This window comes from Rhizobium mongolense subsp. loessense, assembly GCF_900099775.1.
Lineage (GTDB): Bacteria > Pseudomonadota > Alphaproteobacteria > Rhizobiales > Rhizobiaceae > Rhizobium > Rhizobium loessense.
Genome location: NZ_FMTM01000004.1, coordinates 453,854 through 470,061 on the forward strand (window position 1 = coordinate 453,854; position 16,208 = coordinate 470,061).

15 protein-coding genes and 1 pseudogene are annotated in these 16,208 nt (G+C 60.1%); 13 read left to right on the forward strand and 3 right to left on the reverse strand.

Annotated features, from left to right (window positions below; all coding sequences use genetic code 11):
- Window positions 1–98: 98 nt before the first annotated feature.
- From BLP23_RS17215 to BLP23_RS17225, 3 genes are read left to right on the forward strand one after another with little or no spacing between them, the layout of a single operon-like run.
- The gene (locus tag BLP23_RS17215; protein ID WP_092586067.1) at window positions 99–635 is read left to right on the forward strand and encodes a Spy/CpxP family protein refolding chaperone; all 537 of its coding nucleotides are present in this window, start codon (window positions 99–101) and stop codon (window positions 633–635) included.
- Window positions 636–672: 37 nt separating this feature from the next.
- Window positions 673–1,371 carry a response regulator gene (locus tag BLP23_RS17220; protein WP_092586069.1) on the forward strand — a complete coding sequence of 233 codons (699 nt, stop codon included), beginning with the start codon at window positions 673–675 and terminating at the stop codon, window positions 1,369–1,371.
- Between the two features lie 2 nt (window positions 1,372–1,373).
- Window positions 1,374–2,636, forward strand: coding sequence for a sensor histidine kinase (locus tag BLP23_RS17225; protein WP_092586070.1), 1,263 nt, complete (start codon window positions 1,374–1,376; stop codon window positions 2,634–2,636).
- A gap of 230 nt (window positions 2,637–2,866) precedes the next feature.
- On the opposite strand, the gene BLP23_RS17230 is transcribed toward BLP23_RS17225, so the two are convergent.
- Window positions 2,867–3,550, reverse strand: a complete 684-nt coding sequence (locus BLP23_RS17230; protein ID WP_092586071.1) for a GntR family transcriptional regulator — start codon at window positions 3,548–3,550, stop codon at window positions 2,867–2,869.
- A 166-nt stretch (window positions 3,551–3,716) separates the two neighbouring features.
- Between BLP23_RS17230 and BLP23_RS17235 the strand changes: the two genes are divergently transcribed.
- The 6 genes from BLP23_RS17235 to BLP23_RS17260 all read left to right on the forward strand — a co-directional run bounded on the left by BLP23_RS17235 (window position 3,717) and on the right by BLP23_RS17260 (window position 10,689).
- A complete protein-coding gene (locus tag BLP23_RS17235; protein ID WP_092586072.1) occupies window positions 3,717–4,754 on the forward strand; it encodes a 4-hydroxythreonine-4-phosphate dehydrogenase PdxA in 1,038 nt (345 codons plus the stop codon).
- Window positions 4,755–4,824: 70 nt separating this feature from the next.
- Complete coding sequence (locus BLP23_RS17240) at window positions 4,825–5,817, forward strand: Bug family tripartite tricarboxylate transporter substrate binding protein (RefSeq protein ID WP_324613745.1); 993 nt, start codon at window positions 4,825–4,827, stop codon at window positions 5,815–5,817.
- Window positions 5,818–5,874: 57 nt separating this feature from the next.
- Window positions 5,875–6,369, forward strand: coding sequence for a tripartite tricarboxylate transporter TctB family protein (locus tag BLP23_RS17245; RefSeq protein ID WP_092586073.1), 495 nt, complete (start codon window positions 5,875–5,877; stop codon window positions 6,367–6,369).
- 17 nt (window positions 6,370–6,386) lie between these two features.
- A complete protein-coding gene (locus BLP23_RS17250) occupies window positions 6,387–7,901 on the forward strand; it encodes a tripartite tricarboxylate transporter permease (protein WP_092586074.1) in 1,515 nt (504 codons plus the stop codon).
- 37 nt (window positions 7,902–7,938) lie between these two features.
- Window positions 7,939–9,345 carry an NAD(P)H-dependent oxidoreductase gene (locus BLP23_RS17255; RefSeq protein WP_092586075.1) on the forward strand — a complete coding sequence of 469 codons (1,407 nt, stop codon included), beginning with the start codon at window positions 7,939–7,941 and terminating at the stop codon, window positions 9,343–9,345.
- 354 nt (window positions 9,346–9,699) lie between these two features.
- Window positions 9,700–10,689, forward strand: a complete 990-nt coding sequence (locus BLP23_RS17260) for a LysR family transcriptional regulator (protein ID WP_092586076.1) — start codon at window positions 9,700–9,702, stop codon at window positions 10,687–10,689.
- On the opposite strand, the gene BLP23_RS17265 is transcribed toward BLP23_RS17260, so the two are convergent.
- The gene (locus tag BLP23_RS17265; RefSeq protein WP_092586077.1) at window positions 10,655–11,554 is read right to left on the reverse strand and encodes a LysR family transcriptional regulator ArgP; all 900 of its coding nucleotides are present in this window, start codon (window positions 11,552–11,554) and stop codon (window positions 10,655–10,657) included. The genes BLP23_RS17260 and BLP23_RS17265 overlap by 35 nt on opposite strands.
- 96 nt (window positions 11,555–11,650) lie before the next feature.
- Here BLP23_RS17265 and BLP23_RS17270 point away from each other — a divergent pair, with 96 nt between their 5' ends.
- The 4 genes and pseudogenes from BLP23_RS17270 to BLP23_RS17285 all read left to right on the forward strand — a co-directional run bounded on the left by BLP23_RS17270 (window position 11,651) and on the right by BLP23_RS17285 (window position 14,600).
- The gene (locus BLP23_RS17270) at window positions 11,651–12,259 is read left to right on the forward strand and encodes a LysE/ArgO family amino acid transporter (RefSeq protein ID WP_092586078.1); all 609 of its coding nucleotides are present in this window, start codon (window positions 11,651–11,653) and stop codon (window positions 12,257–12,259) included.
- A 174-nt stretch (window positions 12,260–12,433) separates the two neighbouring features.
- A complete protein-coding gene (locus BLP23_RS17275) occupies window positions 12,434–13,072 on the forward strand; it encodes a LysE family translocator (RefSeq protein ID WP_092586079.1) in 639 nt (212 codons plus the stop codon).
- 17 nt (window positions 13,073–13,089) lie between these two features.
- The gene (locus BLP23_RS17280) at window positions 13,090–13,980 is read left to right on the forward strand and encodes a dihydrodipicolinate synthase family protein (RefSeq protein ID WP_092586080.1); all 891 of its coding nucleotides are present in this window, start codon (window positions 13,090–13,092) and stop codon (window positions 13,978–13,980) included.
- A gap of 181 nt (window positions 13,981–14,161) precedes the next feature.
- Window positions 14,162–14,600: pseudogene (locus BLP23_RS17285) on the forward strand (RES family NAD+ phosphorylase).
- A gap of 247 nt (window positions 14,601–14,847) precedes the next feature.
- Here the strand turns inward: BLP23_RS17285 and BLP23_RS17290 are convergent.
- Complete coding sequence (locus tag BLP23_RS17290) at window positions 14,848–16,194, reverse strand: SLC13 family permease (protein WP_092586081.1); 1,347 nt, start codon at window positions 16,192–16,194, stop codon at window positions 14,848–14,850.
- Window positions 16,195–16,208: the final 14 nt, after the last annotated feature.

Genomic DNA, 16,208 nt, shown 5'->3' on the forward strand with positions numbered 1-16,208 from the left:
GCTTTACATTCCTTTACATTTGCCCAGAACACTCGAAACGTTGCCCTGTTAGCGTTCCTTCATTGCAGCAGGTGCTGCGGAGTGAAAGGAGACTAACGATGGAAAACGAGGACAAGAATTTGGCGAGCCCGACTTTCGGCGAACCAGCCTCGAAAGGATGGGGGCGGCGCGCAGCGATTGGCGGCGCGGTAGCCGTCGCTGTGGTCGGCGCGGCCGGACTTGCAGCCGCGCGGAGCGATGTCTTCGGCTTCGGCATGGGCGGTCACATGATGCACGCACATATGGGAGGTGGCGGCTTTATGGAACACCGAATCGGCTCCGTGCTTGACGAAATCGATGTGACATCCGAGCAGGAAGACAAGATCTGGGCGATCATCGAGGAGGCGCGCGATGAGATCGGGCCGACTTTCCGGGACTTCCGCGAGACGCGTGAGCAGGTTATCGAACTCCTCGGTGCTCCTTCTATAGACCGGGCCGCCGCCGAGAAGCTACGCAGTGAGCGCGTCGCGGCCATCGACGCGGCCTCGCGCAAGATGACGACTGCTCTGCTCGACGCCGCCGCAGTTTTGACGCCGGAGCAGCGCGTTAAGCTCGTCGAGCATTTGAAAGAGCGCAGGGGTCGCGGCCGGTGGTAAGGCTGAGTGGGCCGCGCGACTGAACGGAGGGAAAGCAATGGCGCAACGGGTCTTGATTGTTGACGACGATACGCGCCTCTCCGCCATGCTCGCTGACTATCTCTCCGGCAACGGTTACACCGTCCACGCCGCGGCGACGGCCGCGGCGGGCCTTGCCGACCTTGGCCGCGGGATGGCGGATGTCGTGATCCTCGATGTCATGCTGCCGGACCTTGACGGCTTCGAGACCTGCCGGCGCATGCGCGCGGTATCGGACGTGCCGATCTTGATGCTCACGGCCAAAGGTGAAGAGACAGACCGTATCGTCGGGCTGGAGCTTGGGGCCGACGACTATCTGCCCAAGCCTTTCAATCCGCGCGAATTGCTGGCGCGTCTGAAGGCGATCCTGCGCCGCCGCAACGGGAGCGCAGCGGTTTCGCGCTTGCTGCGCTTCGGACGGCTGGAGATCGATCCGGGATCCCGCTCGGTCAGGATCGACGGTAATGAATGTGTCCTGACAAGCTACCAGTTCGACCTGCTTGTGGCACTTGCCGAAAATGCAGGCCGCACGTTGTCGCGTGAACGGTTGATGGACACGGTCAAGGGCGAGGAGTTGGATGCGTTCGACCGCTCCATCGACGTCCATATATCACGCATCAGGGCGGCCATCGAAAGCGATCCCAAGCATCCGAGGCGCATCATCACCGTGCGCGGCGCCGGCTATGTCTTCGCCCGTTTCCAGGACGAAGAGAGATAGCGATGCGCAGCCGGCTGTTCCTAAAAATCTACCTGACGCTGCTGGCAAGCCTTGCAGCGGTCGCGCTCGCCAGTGCGGCCTTCGTGTGGCTGGGGCAGGGAGAGGAGGAGTCCAGCTGGCAGAGCCAACGCGCACGCTTCGTCGCCGCACTGATTCCGCCCGACATGGACCTGCAGTCGATCCAAGCGACGCTGGAGCGGTTTTCACGCGCATTCGACGCCGACATTGCAGTCTACGACCCGCGCGGTAGGCTGATCGCGAGCGCCGGCCAGCCGCTTCCGCTCGACGTTTTCGAGGGGCGCTGGCGCCACGGCAGAGGCAGCTTTCACACCATGGTGACGGAGTTGCCCGACGGGCGCGCGGTGGCAGCGCGCATGGCGCGGCCCTTGCGTCCGTCCGGGCGCAATCCGCTAACCTATCTGGCGTTGATCGCCGGTGTCATTGGGCTTGCCGCCTATCCGGTGGTGCGCCACCTGACCAGCCGATTGGAGCGGTTACGCAGGGGCGTGGATGCATGGGGGAGGGGCGACTTCGTGGCGCGTGTACCAGCCGACGGCAGCGATGAGGTCGCAGCGGTTGCGAAGAGCTTCAACAAGGCCGCCGATCATGTCGAGCGATTGATCAAGTCAAACCGCGCTCTGCTCGCCAATGCCAGCCACGAATTGCGCTCGCCGCTTGCGCGCCTTCGCATGGCGATCGATCTTTATGAGCAGGCGCCGGACGAGAACCGCAAGGAGGAGATCGTGCGCAACCTCGCCGAACTGGACACGCTCGTCGAGGAGATTCTACTGGCGAGCAGGCTCGACCATGTCGAAAAGCTCGATGCGTCCGAGTCGATCGACCTCTTGGCTCTGGTCTCGGAAGAAGGGGCGCGCCACGGCGTCGAGGTTCTTGGCACGCCCGCGACCGTCATAGGCGATGCGCGCCTGCTCGGCAGGCTCGTGCGCAATCTCATGCAGAACGCGTTGCGCCACGGCGTCCCTCCCGTCACGGCCAGTGTTGCGCAGGTAGACAATGCGGTGGAACTCAAAATCCGTGACCAGGGCCTGGGCATACCGGATAGCGAGAGCGTCCGCGTTTTCGAGCCGTTCTACCGGCCCTCGGGGCGAAGCGAGGCCACGGGCGGCTGGGGCTTGGGATTGGCGCTGGTGCGCCAGATCGCCGAGCGCCATGGCGGCGCAGTCCGTTACGAAGCCCCGTCGGGTGGCGGGGCCTGCTTCGTCGTGACACTTCCAGCGCATCGGGCCGCCCGAAAGATCAAGTAATGTGTGCCGCGCGGCGCCACGGCAGCGGACTTGATGCCGCCGATTGCGAAAACCATCTGGGATCGAGATTTTCGCTTCGCAGCGACTGCGCGTCTGCAACGCAACAGGGGCATCTCACTCGATGCGACCTGCGACCTTGCTTACTTCTCAAGCATGCTTGGCGACGATCTTTATCTCACTTCTGGCTCATGGTGCGTCATGACGATCCTAGAGCGCCGGCATAACGTGGCTCACACACCGTCCTTGACGCGCTCCCAGGCGTTTTTCAGATGCCGTCCAAGCGCCTCCGACAATGCCGGCTTATTGCGCTGTTCCAGGGCGACGATCATCTCTTCATGCTCGGCAACCGCGGCAGCCCATTTCTCAGGGCCCTCATGACCGACGAAACGGATGCGCTTCAGCCTCGTTTGCAACGTCGTATGCATGTTCGAGAGCGTTGCGTTGTGCGCCATCTGGACGATTGCGGTATGGATGGCCTGGTTTAGCTTGTAGTAGTTCAGCCGGTCGCCCGACCTGTATTTGTCCAGCATTTCGTCGTGAAGAGCGCGAACATGGGCGATTTCCTCGGCGGAGCCGACCTCGCATGCGAGCCGTCCGGCTAGCTCCTCCATTGATTGCAACACCGTCAGCATGTCCTCGACGTCCTTCGGACTGAAGCGCTTTACGACTGCGCCGCGACTGGGGACGAGCTCGACGAGCCCTTCGCTCGCCAGGTATTTGATCGCCTCACGCAACGGGGTTCTTGAAACGCCAAGCTGCTCACCGAGGTGGCCTTCATGGATGCGGCTTCCCGGCGCGAGATTACCCTCGATGATCATGTCGCGCAGGTGGTTCACAAGCGTGTCGTGCAAGGCTGTTCGTTGCAGCGGCGCAACGCTGCTGACATCACCCGCACCCACGTTGACTGAGTTCATCCGGACCACGCTGATTCTCCATATGAGGGCGCTCGCTGAGGTCACCTAATGAAACTCCGCAGCGATCAAGTCAATGGAATATTCTGCATACAGCATGCAGTGCTCTTGATATTGAATGCCAAACTGGTGTATCTGGTTCTTCGAGGAGAAACATGTGGAGAGGTTCATGACCAAAGACGGCGCAAGCGAAACGCGTCCAGTAATCGCTCTTGCGATGGGCGATCCGGCCGGCATCAGCCCCGAACTTACCGCGCGCATCATCGCCCTTCCGGAAATCCGCGAGGCGGCGCATCTTGTCGTGATCGGCGACCGTCGTATTCTCGAGGGCGGAGCAAAGGAAGCGGGCCTCGACTTGAACCTTGCTAGTGCGCCGCTCGACAATTTCGAGCAGGCGGGTAAGGATCGCCACGTCTTCATCGACCTTGCGCATCTTAGTCCTGCCGACGTGGTCCGCGGCGAGGCGACACTTACAGGCGGCACTTTCGCCACGACGAACTTCCGCACTGCGCTGAAGCTTGCCGACAGTGGCCGAGCGCATGCCGTCTGCTTTACCCCCTTCAACAAGAAGGCGATGCGTTACGCTTATCCGGGCTACGACGACGAAATCCGTTTTGTTGCCGACGTCATCGGTTTTACTGGCAAGGCGCGCGAGTTCAATGTTCTCGAACGCGTCTGGAACGCACGTGTGACGTCGCACATACCACTGGCGGAGGTTGCGTCGGCTCTGTCGGTGGAGGGGATTGTCGCCGAGCTGGCTCTGACGCAGGCATGCCTGAAGAGCGCCGGTCACGAAAATCCGCGGATCATCGTCGCGGGCCTCAATCCGCATGCTGGTGATGGCGGCAACTTCGGGACGGAAGAGATTGATATCATCGAACCGGCCGTGGCAGCCGCGCAAAAAGCCGGTTTCGACGTCGCGGGCCCGTTCCCTGCCGATACCGTCTTTCTGCGCGCGCTCAAGGAAGAGTTTCACGCCGTCCTGACCATGTATCACGATCAGGGTCAGATCGCGATGAAACTGATCGGTTTCGACAAGGGCGTGACCATGATAGGTGGCCTGCCGTTCCCGCTATGCACGCCGGCCCATGGCACGGCCTATGACATCGCTGGAAAGGGCGTCGCCGATGTAGGCGCTAGCCGCGAGGCGTTGCTTCTGGCGGCGCGCATGGCCAGGAGGGCTGCAGCACTGTCTGCTGCGGCCTGACTTCAGAAATCTGCAGCATCGCCGGCATGGAGGAGGGTTCGTGCCGAATGAGTTCAAAGGAGGAGTAACGATGAAGAAGCCTTTTTCCATTGCATGCACTATCCTGGCGGCGCTAGGCGCGGCTACCCAGGCATTCGCATTCGAGCCGAACCGCCCGGTCGAGTTCGTCGTCGCCTCGGGCGCCGGCGGCGGGACCGACAACTTCGCACGCACCATCCAGTCCATCATCACGAAGTACAAGTTGATGGATCAGTCGATGGTCGTCCTGAACAAGGGCGGCGGCAGCGGCGCGGAAGCGTTTCTCTATGCAAGGCAGAACAAGGGCGACGCGAACAAGCTCTATTTCGGAACGAACAACGCCTATCTGCTGCCCCATGTGGCGAAGATGGCCTACTCGACCGAGGATCTGACGCCCGTTGCAGCTCTTGCGTTTGACGAATTCCTGATCTGGGTAAAGTCCGATTCCCCATATGGGAAGCCTACGGACCTTGTTGAGGCCGCCAAGGCAAAGCCTGGAACGGTTGCCTTTGCCGGCAGCCAGTCCAAGGATACGGACGAGACGCTTGTCGCCCTGATCGAACAGCAGACTGGCGCGAGCTTCAAGTATGTGCCGTTCAATGGCGGCGGCGAAGTCGGCGTGCAATTGGCGGGTGGTCACGTGGCTGCAAACGTCAACAACCCGAACGAGAATGTCGGCCAGTGGCAAGCTGGCGCCGTGAAGCCTCTCTGTGTCTTCTCGTCCACGCAGATGGCAAAAAGCGAGCCGATCCATGACGGCAAGGGCTGGCAGGATATTCCGACCTGCATCGGGGCCGGGATTCCGATCGAATCCTACAAGATGCCGCGCACTGTTTGGACTGCAGCCGATGTTCCGGAGGATGCACTCGCCTACTACACCGAGGTTCTTCGCAAGGTGAGCGAAACCTCCGAATGGAAAGAGTATGTGCGCAAGACGTCGCAGACCGGTGATTTTCTGACCGGCAAGGCGCTCGGCGAATTCATCGCGACCAGCGAGACGAATGCCGTCAAGGTCTTCAAGACCGAAGGCTGGCTCGTCCAGTGAGATGATCGGTCCGGCGGGCGCCGCCGGACCGATTCTTTCTCATAGGGAGGATAGCAAATGCACATTAAACGTATCCACATGGAGCTGGTCGCCGCGACACTGACCGCGGGGATCGGACTTCTTGCTGCGACAGGCTCGCTCGATCTTGGAGTGGGTTGGGAAAGCTCCGGTCCGCAACCTGGTTATTTTCCCTTTTATGTCGGGCTGATTGTGCTCCTGGCGAGCGTCGCCTCCGCCGCACAGACGCTTTTTGCACTCCGACGGCACGGGGAAAGGCGCCGCGAGATCTTCTTGGAGGCCGAACAGGTCGGCCGTCTGGCCTCCTTTCTCTTGCCGATGGCAGTCTTCGTGGTCGTTGCCATCCAGCTTGGCCTTTACGTCGGCAGCGCTCTCTATCTCTTCTACGTCTCGTGGAGACAGGGCAAATATCATCCCCTTGCAGCCGTTTCCCTTGGTCTCGGATTTGCCGTGGCGCTTTATGTGATTTTCGAGATCGTCTTCCAGATCCCGCTGCACAAGGGTCCGGTCGAAAACATGTTCGGCGTTTACTGAACGACAGGGAGGCTTCGATGGGAAATTTTGGGCTGCTGCTGGATGGATTCCAGATCGCTTTGACGCCCTACCACATCATGCTCATGGTAGTGGGCGTGATGCTTGGCTTGATCGTCGGCGTACTGCCGGGTCTTGGCGCGCCAAATGGCGTGTCGTTGCTCATTCCGCTGACGTTCTCGATGGATCCGGTGTCGGCCATCATCCTGCTCGCGTCGATGTACTGGGGTGCCCTGTTCGGGGGATCGACTACCTCCATCCTCTTCAACATTCCCGGTGAGCCGAGTTCGGTTGCAACCACGTTTGATGGCTATCCGATGGCCCGTGCAGGCCAGCCCACGCGCGCGCTGACACTTGCCTTCATGTCGGCGGGCATCGGTGCGCTTGCCGGGGTCGTTGTCATTACGCTTCTGTCTTCGTGGGCAGCAAGCTTCGCCCTGCGTTTCGGCGCACCGGAATATTTTGCCGTCTATTTCCTTGCCTTCTGCGCCTTTGTCGGGATGGGCAGCGCTGCTCCGTTGAAAACGGTGGTTTCGTTGGGACTTGGGCTTCTCTTCTCGACTGTTGGCATGGATACGGTCACCGGATCGCTTCGTCTGACATTCGGGCTCGACGTGCTCATTGGCGGCATCAGCTTCCTCGTGGTCGTCATCGGGCTTTTCGGAATTGGAGAAATCCTCGCGACGGTCCAGGACGGCCACAAATTTCGCGGCCTCTCGTCAAGGATCGATCTGCGCGACGTGCTCCGCACGATCGCTGAACTGCCCAGATACTTCACCACAGTCATCCGTTCATGCGCGGTCGGGATCTGGATGGGCATCACTCCAGGTGGGCCAACTGCGGCGTCATTCATGAGCTATGGTATCGCACGGCAATGCTCCAAGCCGGGCCAGGCCTTCGGCAGCGGGCGTGCGGAAGGTATCGTCGCACCAGAAACGGCCGATCATTCGGCGGGAACGTGCGCGATGCTGCCGATGCTGGCGCTCGGTTTGCCGAGTTCGGCGACAGCTGCCGTCATGATGGGAGGACTGATGATCTGGGGCCTCACGCCCGGACCGATGCTCTTCACAACCAAGCCCGATTTCGTCTGGGGCTTGATCGCCAGCATGTATGTGTCGAACATCGTCGGCGTAATTTTAGTCCTTGCCACGGTGCCGATGTTCGCAGCGCTCCTGCGTATTCCGTTTTCGATCATCGGGCCAGTCATCGTCGCGATCTGCTTCGTCGGCGCTTATACGGTCTCCAGCGAAACGTTCGACCTCTGGCTGGTGCTCGTCTTCGGCGTCATGGGCTTCGTCTTCAACAAGCTTGAATTCCCGATTGCGCCGCTGGTGCTTGCCATGGTGCTTGGCCATAAGGCTGAAAATGCCTTCCATCAATCGATGATCATCTCGGACGGCTCCCTTGGCGTCTTCTTCTCTAATCCGCTTGTCGGGACCATCACCACGCTGGCGCTGGCGCTCGTCGTCGTTCCCCAGGCCGTCAAACTGCTCTCCCGGTTGCGGCGGCGGGGTGCGGCAGGCTCGGCCCACTAGGGCCGGCCGCCGCTTTTTCTTACGAGGTGGAACCATCATGAACTACCATAGCTACTTCCCCAAAGGCGCCCCCGTTGACTGCTGCATCGTCGGCACCGGTGCGTTCGGGCGCAGCTTCCTCGCTCAGAGCCGCAGAACGCCGCTCGTCAGTACGCGTGTCGCGGTCGATCTTTCCGCGAAAACTGCAGTGACCGCACTGCGTTCGATCGGGGTGCCTGCCGATGAAATCGCCCTTTGCCGGACAAAAGAGGAAGCCGCGGCTGCCTGGGCCGAGCATCGGTTCATCGCAACGGACAACCTCGAGACAGTGCTCGCTCTTCCGTTTACCGTGGTTGTCGAGGCGACCGGCCATCCCGAAGCCGGCGCGCGGCATGCGCGCCTTGCCATCGATGCCAGCAAGCATGTGGCGCTCGTGTCAAAGGAGGTCGACAGCGTGGTGGGCCCTGGTCTCGCTGCGCGGGCACGCCGCAACAATGTGCTGGTAACCCCTGTCGATGGCGACCAGCCAAGCCTTCTCATGGGGCTCATCAGCTGGGCCCAGGTTCTCGGTCTAACTATCATCGCCGCCGGCAAATCCAGCGAATACGACTTCGTCTTTGATCCGGCCGAAAACACGCTGACCTCCAACGGCACGTCGCTCTACGCTCCCGAATTTGCCGCATGGCTCGAGCTGGGTAGCCTGGCGGCCCCGGATGTCGCAGCGGGCAGGGCGCAGGCGGCAGTGGCGTTGCCCCAGAGGACGGTGCCCGATCTTTGCGAGCTGACCCTTGTTGCCAATGCGAGCGGCTTCACGGTGGATCGGTTGGATCTGCACGCCCCCATCGCCCGGATCGGGGAAGTGGCAGACTTCTTCTCTCCGGTGGAGGAGGGTGGGCTGCTCACTCGCAAATCAACTCTAGACGTGTTTCATTGCCTCCGGCTCCCTGGCGAAGTCAGCTTCGCCGGTGGCGTCTTCGTTACAGTCGAATGCAACGACGCCGAGACATGGGCCATGCTTGCCGAAAAGGGTCACGTGGTCAGCCGCTCGGGCCGTACCGCAATGCTCTATCTGCCGCGCCACCTTTTGGGTGTCGAGGCGGCAAGCAGCATCCTGGAAGTCGGCCTCAAGGGCGTGTCGAGCGGGGCCGAGGCGCCGAAGCCGGTCATTGACCTCATCGCCCATGCCGATGCCGACCTGCCGGCGGGAACGCTGCTTGCGGCAAGCGGTCATCATCATTCGATCACCAATGTTTCGGGCAGGATGGTGCCGGCACAGGCGATGTCGGCCCAAAGTCCGGTGCCTTTTTATCTCGCAGCCAACCGCAGGCTGGTTCGGCCGGTATCGGCGGGAAATCCAATCCTGTGCGGTGACGTCGAAATCGATGGAAGTTCCGAGCTGTTGAGGCTGCGACAAGAGCAGGACCGCATATTTTCGAATGACAGCGGCGCGATCGCAGTCGGTTAAAAGCCTGCTTATCTTCTATCTCAGCAGGCGAGATTTGTGGCTCCATGCAGGATATGCAGGATATGCAGGATACGAATCCAGTCTGACATTACCGCGCCGCAAAGGTGCGCGCGAGATCACAAGTTCTCGTGTTCCAGCAGTGCTCTAGACCGGCGTGCACTGAATTGCTTACCGACGTCTTCGATACGCCATGGTCGACGAAGAAAATGCAGCAAACGGGGAGCAGAGGGCCACGCCATCGCAATGACTTTTTTCATCACCTATAGTGGTTCGATACCGCGACTGTAGGGACCTGGATTTGCTGCAGCAGACGATGATACTGCAAGTGCGGCATTAGATTCTTTTGGGTTTTCGATGGATCGATCTCGACTGCCGCTCAACGCGCTTCGCGCTTTCGAAGCTGCGGCTAGGCATCTCAGTTTCACCCGAGCAGCAATTGAACTCTGCGTCACGCAGGCAGCTGTCAGCCATCAGGTAAAGCGTCTCGAAGAGATGCTGAAAGTATCGCTGTTCCGCCGGCTTCCGCGCGGCTTGCTGATTACCGAGGAAGGTTTGTCACTGCTACCGGTCGTGCGGGATTTCTTCGACCGGATCGGAAGCGCGCTTGACCGGTTCGAAGGCGGCCAGACCCGCGAGGTCCTGGCGGTTGGGGCGGTCGGAACCTTTGCGGTCGGCTGGCTGCTGCCACGCCTTGTCGACTTTGCCAGCCATGCATCTTTCGTCGACCTTCGGCTCTCTACCAACAACAATCGTGTCGACATCGCGGCAGAAGGACTTGATTTTGCGATCCGCTTCGGTTCCGGCGCATGGCACGGTCTGGACGCAAGCGAGCTTTTCGAAGCTCCCCTATCCGTTTTGTGTAATCCGGATATCGCAGCCCAGCTATCATCGCCGGACGAAGTGATGCGGCACACACTGTTGATGTCCTATCGAAGTGATGAATGGCCCAACTGGTTTGCAGCCGGCGGGGTTCAAAATCCGCCCTCGCCATTAAGAGGGATGGTGTTCGATTCTTCGCTATCGATGATGGAAGCCGCAATTCAGGGCGCGGGCGTTGCCTTGGCGCCACCGCTTATGTTCGGTCGTCAACTGGCAGCTGGCACAATTATTCAGCCCTTTCCCTATTTGATTTCTACGGGAAGCTACTGGCTCACCAGGCTGCAGAGCAAAGAGCCGGCAGCTGCGATGGATGCTTTCAGGGCCTGGATACTGGCGCAAAGCCAATCGCAAATCGCTCGGCTTAAAGAGGAAGTATTTTCGCCGCTTGCGATTTGTCAGGACGACGAAAGTCCCGACATTTGCGCCCGTTTCAGCCCAGCAGATGATGCTTGGCTACGGTCGTGACTTCTCGCGTCAAGTCAACCAGCCGATCTGCTGCAAGACGGTTCATTTGCCAGTACAGAGGAACGTCCAGTGGCGTTTCCGGAATCAGCTCCACCAGACGCCCGCAGTCCAAGTGCTCGCGCACGAGGCGGGCCGGGTTCATCCCCCATCCCATTCCGGACAGGCTGGCCTCGATGAAAGCCTGCGTCGAAGGCAGCCAATGGGTCGGAGGGCTGAGGTCTTCTCCGAGCACCTGACGTATCCAACGGCTCTGGAGCCTGTCCTTTTGATTGAAGGTCAATGCGGGCGCATTGCCGATGGCCCCGGCCGTTACGCCCTGAGCAAAATGCCGGGCAACGAAATCGGGGCTCGCCGTTGCATGATATCGGAGCGCGCCGAGAAACATGCGCCGGCAGCCCTGAACCGGCTTTTCCAGGCTGGAGACGGCAGCGACCACCCGCCCACGCCGCAGCCATTCGGCGGTATGATCCTCGTCATCGATCGCAATATTGAAGAGATACGCAGAGCGTGTGGCGAAACTGGACATGGCCGTCAGGAACCATGTTCCAAGACTGTCGGCATTCGTCGCAATGTGCAGCGTCACCCTCGGCTCGGGTTTGGCCGGATCGACAAGGGCGGGCAGATGCTTGAACAAATCTGCTTCGAGCATTCCGACATTCTCCATGTGCCGGCAGAGCCATTCTCCCTTCTCCGTTGCAGTGCAGGGAGTGCCCCGCGCGACCAGAATGATGCCAAGACGTTCCTCAAGCTGTTTCACGCGCTGCGAGACAGCCGAGGGCGTCACGTTGAGAATGCCCGCGGCCTTCTCGAAGCTGCCTGCTTGAACGACCGCCGATACGGCGCGAAGAGCGGAATAATCGATCATGAGTTAGTTTTGCTTAATCAACGTTAGCAACATTAACTATACTAAATTGACGGGTTGCAATAGCGGAAAGTCTCGATATTTCGGGAGCGGTTTAAGGTGAATTTTCCGGTTTTTGGGACCGGCCTCGTGATGGGGCTCAGCCTGATTGTTGCGATTGGCGCGCAGAACGCGTTCGTGCTGCGCCAGGGCCTGCGCAACGAGCATGTATTCGCCGTCTGCCTCGCATGTGGTTTGTCGGACGCTGTGCTCATCACGCTGGGCGTGACCAGTTTCCGGCAGATCAGCGCGTTGCTGCCCTGGCTCGATCCGGCAATGCGCTATGGAGGAGCGGCGTTCTTGATCTGGTACGGCGCAAAAAGCCTTTATTCCGCCTTCCGCTCGTCGGGAGCGCTGGCGGTGCAGGAGGCGGGTCTATCGAATTTTCGAGCGACTCTTGCGACCTGTCTTGCTCTTACCTGGCTCAACCCGCACGTCTACCTCGATACGGTCGTGCTGCTTGGCACCATCTCGACCCGGTTTCCGGGATACGAGGTATCGTTCGCGGCGGGAGCCGCAACCGGCTCGTTTGTGTTCTTCTTTTCGCTGGGCTACGGTGCGACCTGGCTACGTCCGATCTTCTCGAAGCCGGCATCGTGGCGAATTCTGGAAACGCTCATTACTCTTACGATGTGGATGATTGCCTTTAACCTACTGAGGGAAATGTAGCCGCCGATCTGCCGGGGTGTCCGCAGGGGTCGAAAGTGCATCGCCCATTTTCCCGCTTTCGGCGACGTCATAAAAAGTCGATCGTGGCGCCCAAAGATACAGACAGGCGCACGATTTGCGCGTTACGCTTCGATCGATCTTCCGTAACAACCAACAGCATGATTGGGCCTCAGATTGTCTGACGAACTCCACCATCTCCTGATTGTCTACACCGCCTATGTTATAGCCGCCGGAAGCCCCGGCCCCAGCAATATGCGGATCATGGGGGTGGCAATGCATAACGGGCGGCGTGCGGCCCTCATACTCGCTGCCGGCGTGGTCAGCGGTTCGATCTTCTGGGGTGCGATGGCGGCAACGGGAGTCTCAGCAGTCCTGACCCGCTATGCGGAAGCGCTCATCGTACTCAAAATCTTCGGTGGTCTTTATCTTCTTTATCTCGCCTTCAAGGCAGGCAAAGCCGCACTCGCTTCGGGCGATCAGGCTGTCTCGCATAGGGGGCCGAATGGTACTGCAGTGTCGGGAGCAGAACTCTACCGGCGTGGCTTACTCATGCACCTCAGCAATCCGAAATCGATCCTTGCGTGGATCGCCTTGGTGACGCTGGGTCTTGGCCCGAACTCGTCATGGCACACGCTTGCGGCGATCCTTGGCGGTTGCGCGGTGTTGAGCGTGACCATCTTTTGCGGCTATGCGCTCATTTTCTCGACAGCACCCATGGTACGCCTGTACCGTCGCGCGAGGCGATGGATCGAAGGAGTACTGGCACTGTTTTTCGGCGTTGCCGGTCTCCGGCTGCTGCTGGCGCGCACGTAAGGTATGGGGGAAGCGTCATGAAGCTCTTCGCTGGCCTCTCGGCCTTTTCCATCACGCCCACTGATGCCTCCGGATGTGTCGACACGGCCGCGCTTGCACGCCTCCTCGAACGCATTTGTGCGGCCCGTGCCGACTCCATCGGACTGCTGGGAAGCACCGGCGGTTACGCTTTCCTTTCGAGACACGAGCGACAGCGTGCCGTCGAGGCGGCAATGGCCTGCGTTGGCGGGAAGATACCTGTCATCGTCGGTGTCGGCGCGCTGAGAACCGACGAGGCTCAGGCGCATGCCCGTGATGCCAGGAAGGCGGGAGCGAATGGTCTTCTGTTGGCTCCCATGTCCTATACTCCGCTGACGGAAGAGGAGGTCTTTCAGCACATTTTGGCCGTTGCGGAAGCGGGTGAGCTGCCCTTGTGCATCTACAACAACCCGAGCACCACCCGCTTCACCTTCACCGACGATCTGATCGTCCGTCTGGCGAGCGCACCGAACATTGTCGCCGTGAAAATGCCGCTTCCCACCCATGGGGATGTCAAGGCTGAACTTACGCGCTTGCGAAGGCGCACGCCGGACGGCTTCGCAATCGGCTACAGTGGCGACTGGGGCGCAGCCGACGCACTACTGGCGGGCTGCGACGCCTGGTACAGCGTGATCGCCGGCCTGTTGCCTTCCGAAGCCGTTGCTCTCACGCGAGCAGCCCAAGCTGGAGACGCCTGCGAGGTCGAACGCCTCGATCAGGCCTTTCAACCCTTGTGGAGGCTCTTCAAGGAGTTTGGCAGCTTCCGCGTAATGTACGCGATAGCTGACGCCCTTGGCCTTTGCCGCGCCGCGCCACCACGGCCAATCCTGCCCTTGCCGCCATCAGACATGCCAAGAGTGAAAGACGCACTCGATCGTATCTTGATCTGACCGCACATGGGAGCATTTGAGACCTGGCCAAGGTGGCGTTATGGCTCCGCGGCCGGAGTTTCCGCAAGTGGCGTGTGCCATCTGAGGCTATATGTAGCCTCATCTGGAACGAGGATCTAATGATGTTGGCCTTTGAAGACGTTGCGAACGTACTCGGCCTTCACAGGTTCTTGATCGGACCTTGTCGCCCTTCCGGATCGGTGATCCTAATAGGGCCTATCCCATTTTGATGCTACCGGCTCGACTATCGCCCCCGGCGCCGATGGAATACGCCCGGAAGTCCGATGATTTACAGCACCGAGCACTATTCTACGGCCGTGCTCGAAAAGTTGGTGCATGGCAGCGGCCGTTTGCCACCCAGCCAGCACTATGTCGAGATCATAATCCCGCGCGGACTAACCTATGAAGTCTTCTCGCCGCCAACACTTTCTGGTTGGGATGCGATGCCGGCGACCGTAAGTAAGAAGTTCGGCGAACAATGGTGCTTGGAAAGGCGAAGTACCATCCTCCTGGTGCCCAGCGTCGTAGCGCGTCTCGATCCGGCTCATCCGGAGTTCCCACAAATTCGGGCAAGCCTGCATCAGCCGGTCTATTGGGACCGCCGATTGTTTGGTGCGTAATTCCGGACGCGGGCCGCAGTAGCTGTGGACAGGCGTCGCTGTCCAGCGGCGTTGCCGTCGGTCTTCATCCAAACCGCGACTTGCTTCGCGCATGGAACTGCGCGGAGAGTGGGCTGCTTAGCCGAATTGCGGCCGGCTGTGGGCCATAGTCATACACCAGGCACGCTTTTGCCGGCGCCCATGGGACTGACGGGCGCCGGTAATTTCACCGTCGGCAGGCGGTTGCTTTCGGCTGCGGCACGCCGCGTCAGACGAGCCCAGGCACGACGAAGACCAACCAGGCAACCAGCGGCCCGATGATCGCGATCAGGGCGCTGTAAATCAGCAGTTGACGCAGCACCCTTTCGCGTTTGTCATCCGGGGCGTTGGCAACGACGAGCGCGCCATTGGTGGAAAACGGGCTGGTATCGACGATCGTTGTCGAGATCGCGATTGCCGCTACCACGCCGACGGCGCTGATATGACCTTGCAGCAGGAATGGCACCGCCAAGGGAATGATGGCGCCAAGGAGCGCTGTCGACGATGCAAAGGCCGAGACGATGGCTCCGGTGAAGCAGAGCAGCAGCGCAACCAAGAGCGGCATGCCGAGACTTGAAATGCCGTGTGCGACATAGTCGACCGTCCCGGCCTTTTCCATGACGCCCACATAGGTAATGATGCCGGCAATCAGCAGCACGGTCGACCAGCTTACCTTGTCGATTGCCGCCTTTTGAGTTTTCGGTGACAGCAGCGCGAGAGCGACTGCGACAGTCATGGCGACCAGACCCACATTGAATTTGAAGACCAGTGCACCGATGCCGAGAGCCGTCAAGCCGATCAAGGTGGATATCCGCTCGCTGGTGAGGCGAAATGTTGCAGCTGTGTCGGCGGCCGTGCCGTAGGCATGCTCTCTGATCGGCTTTGCGGGTGTCCCCCCATGGCCTCTGATCGATTCCGATACGCCTTCAGGGTGCAGATCGGGCAAGGGGCCGAACAACACCGATTGCTGCTTCATTACGCGCGCACCGCCGAAAACGAAGAACACCAGTACGGCAATCGCCAGATTGAAGAAGAAGCTGGAAAGGAACAGCGATGTCGGAGCCAAAGGCAGGCCCGCCTTCGCGACGATCTGATTGGTAATGCCGCCATAGACACTGATCGGCGAAAAGCCGCCGGCTTGTGCGCCATGGATGACCATCAGGCCCATCATCACCGGGTGGATCCTGTATTGCACGGCAAAGCTCAGCGCCACCGGCGCAAGGATGGCCACGGCTGCCGGCCCCAGCGCTCCAAAGCCGGTGATGACCGCAGCGACGAGGAACATCACCCAGGGAATCCATGCGACATGCCCTCGGACCAGACGCACGGCGCATTCAACAAGCCAGTCGATGGTGCCGTTGATCTGCGCGATCGCAAAGAGGTAGGTCACGGCGACCAGAGTGAGGAATAGATCGCTCGGAAAACCTGCGAAGATATCGGTGGCTTTCATACCGATGATGAGCGTGCCGAGCAGGAACGTGCAGGCGAAAGCAAGTGCGCCCATGTTGATTGGCTGGATCGTTGCGACGACAAACATGCCGATCAACAAGAGTATGGACAGTATTTCGATGCTCATGATTCCCCTCCCTC

Coding starts and splice junctions, on each gene's coding strand:
- BLP23_RS17290 (WP_092586081.1), bottom strand. CDS start 16,194: ATGAGCATCGAAATACTGTCCATACTCTTGTTGATCGGCATGTTTGTC.
- BLP23_RS17250 (WP_092586074.1), top strand. CDS start 6,387: ATGGGAAATTTTGGGCTGCTGCTGGATGGATTCCAGATCGCTTTGACG.
- BLP23_RS17280 (WP_092586080.1), top strand. CDS start 13,090: ATGAAGCTCTTCGCTGGCCTCTCGGCCTTTTCCATCACGCCCACTGAT.
- BLP23_RS17235 (WP_092586072.1), top strand. CDS start 3,717: ATGACCAAAGACGGCGCAAGCGAAACGCGTCCAGTAATCGCTCTTGCG.
- BLP23_RS17230 (WP_092586071.1), bottom strand. CDS start 3,550: ATGAACTCAGTCAACGTGGGTGCGGGTGATGTCAGCAGCGTTGCGCCG.
- BLP23_RS17260 (WP_092586076.1), top strand. CDS start 9,700: ATGGATCGATCTCGACTGCCGCTCAACGCGCTTCGCGCTTTCGAAGCT.
- BLP23_RS17225 (WP_092586070.1), top strand. CDS start 1,374: ATGCGCAGCCGGCTGTTCCTAAAAATCTACCTGACGCTGCTGGCAAGC.
- BLP23_RS17255 (WP_092586075.1), top strand. CDS start 7,939: ATGAACTACCATAGCTACTTCCCCAAAGGCGCCCCCGTTGACTGCTGC.
- BLP23_RS17245 (WP_092586073.1), top strand. CDS start 5,875: ATGCACATTAAACGTATCCACATGGAGCTGGTCGCCGCGACACTGACC.
- BLP23_RS17265 (WP_092586077.1), bottom strand. CDS start 11,554: ATGATCGATTATTCCGCTCTTCGCGCCGTATCGGCGGTCGTTCAAGCA.
- BLP23_RS17220 (WP_092586069.1), top strand. CDS start 673: ATGGCGCAACGGGTCTTGATTGTTGACGACGATACGCGCCTCTCCGCC.
- BLP23_RS17240 (WP_324613745.1), top strand. CDS start 4,825: ATGAAGAAGCCTTTTTCCATTGCATGCACTATCCTGGCGGCGCTAGGC.
- BLP23_RS17215 (WP_092586067.1), top strand. CDS start 99: ATGGAAAACGAGGACAAGAATTTGGCGAGCCCGACTTTCGGCGAACCA.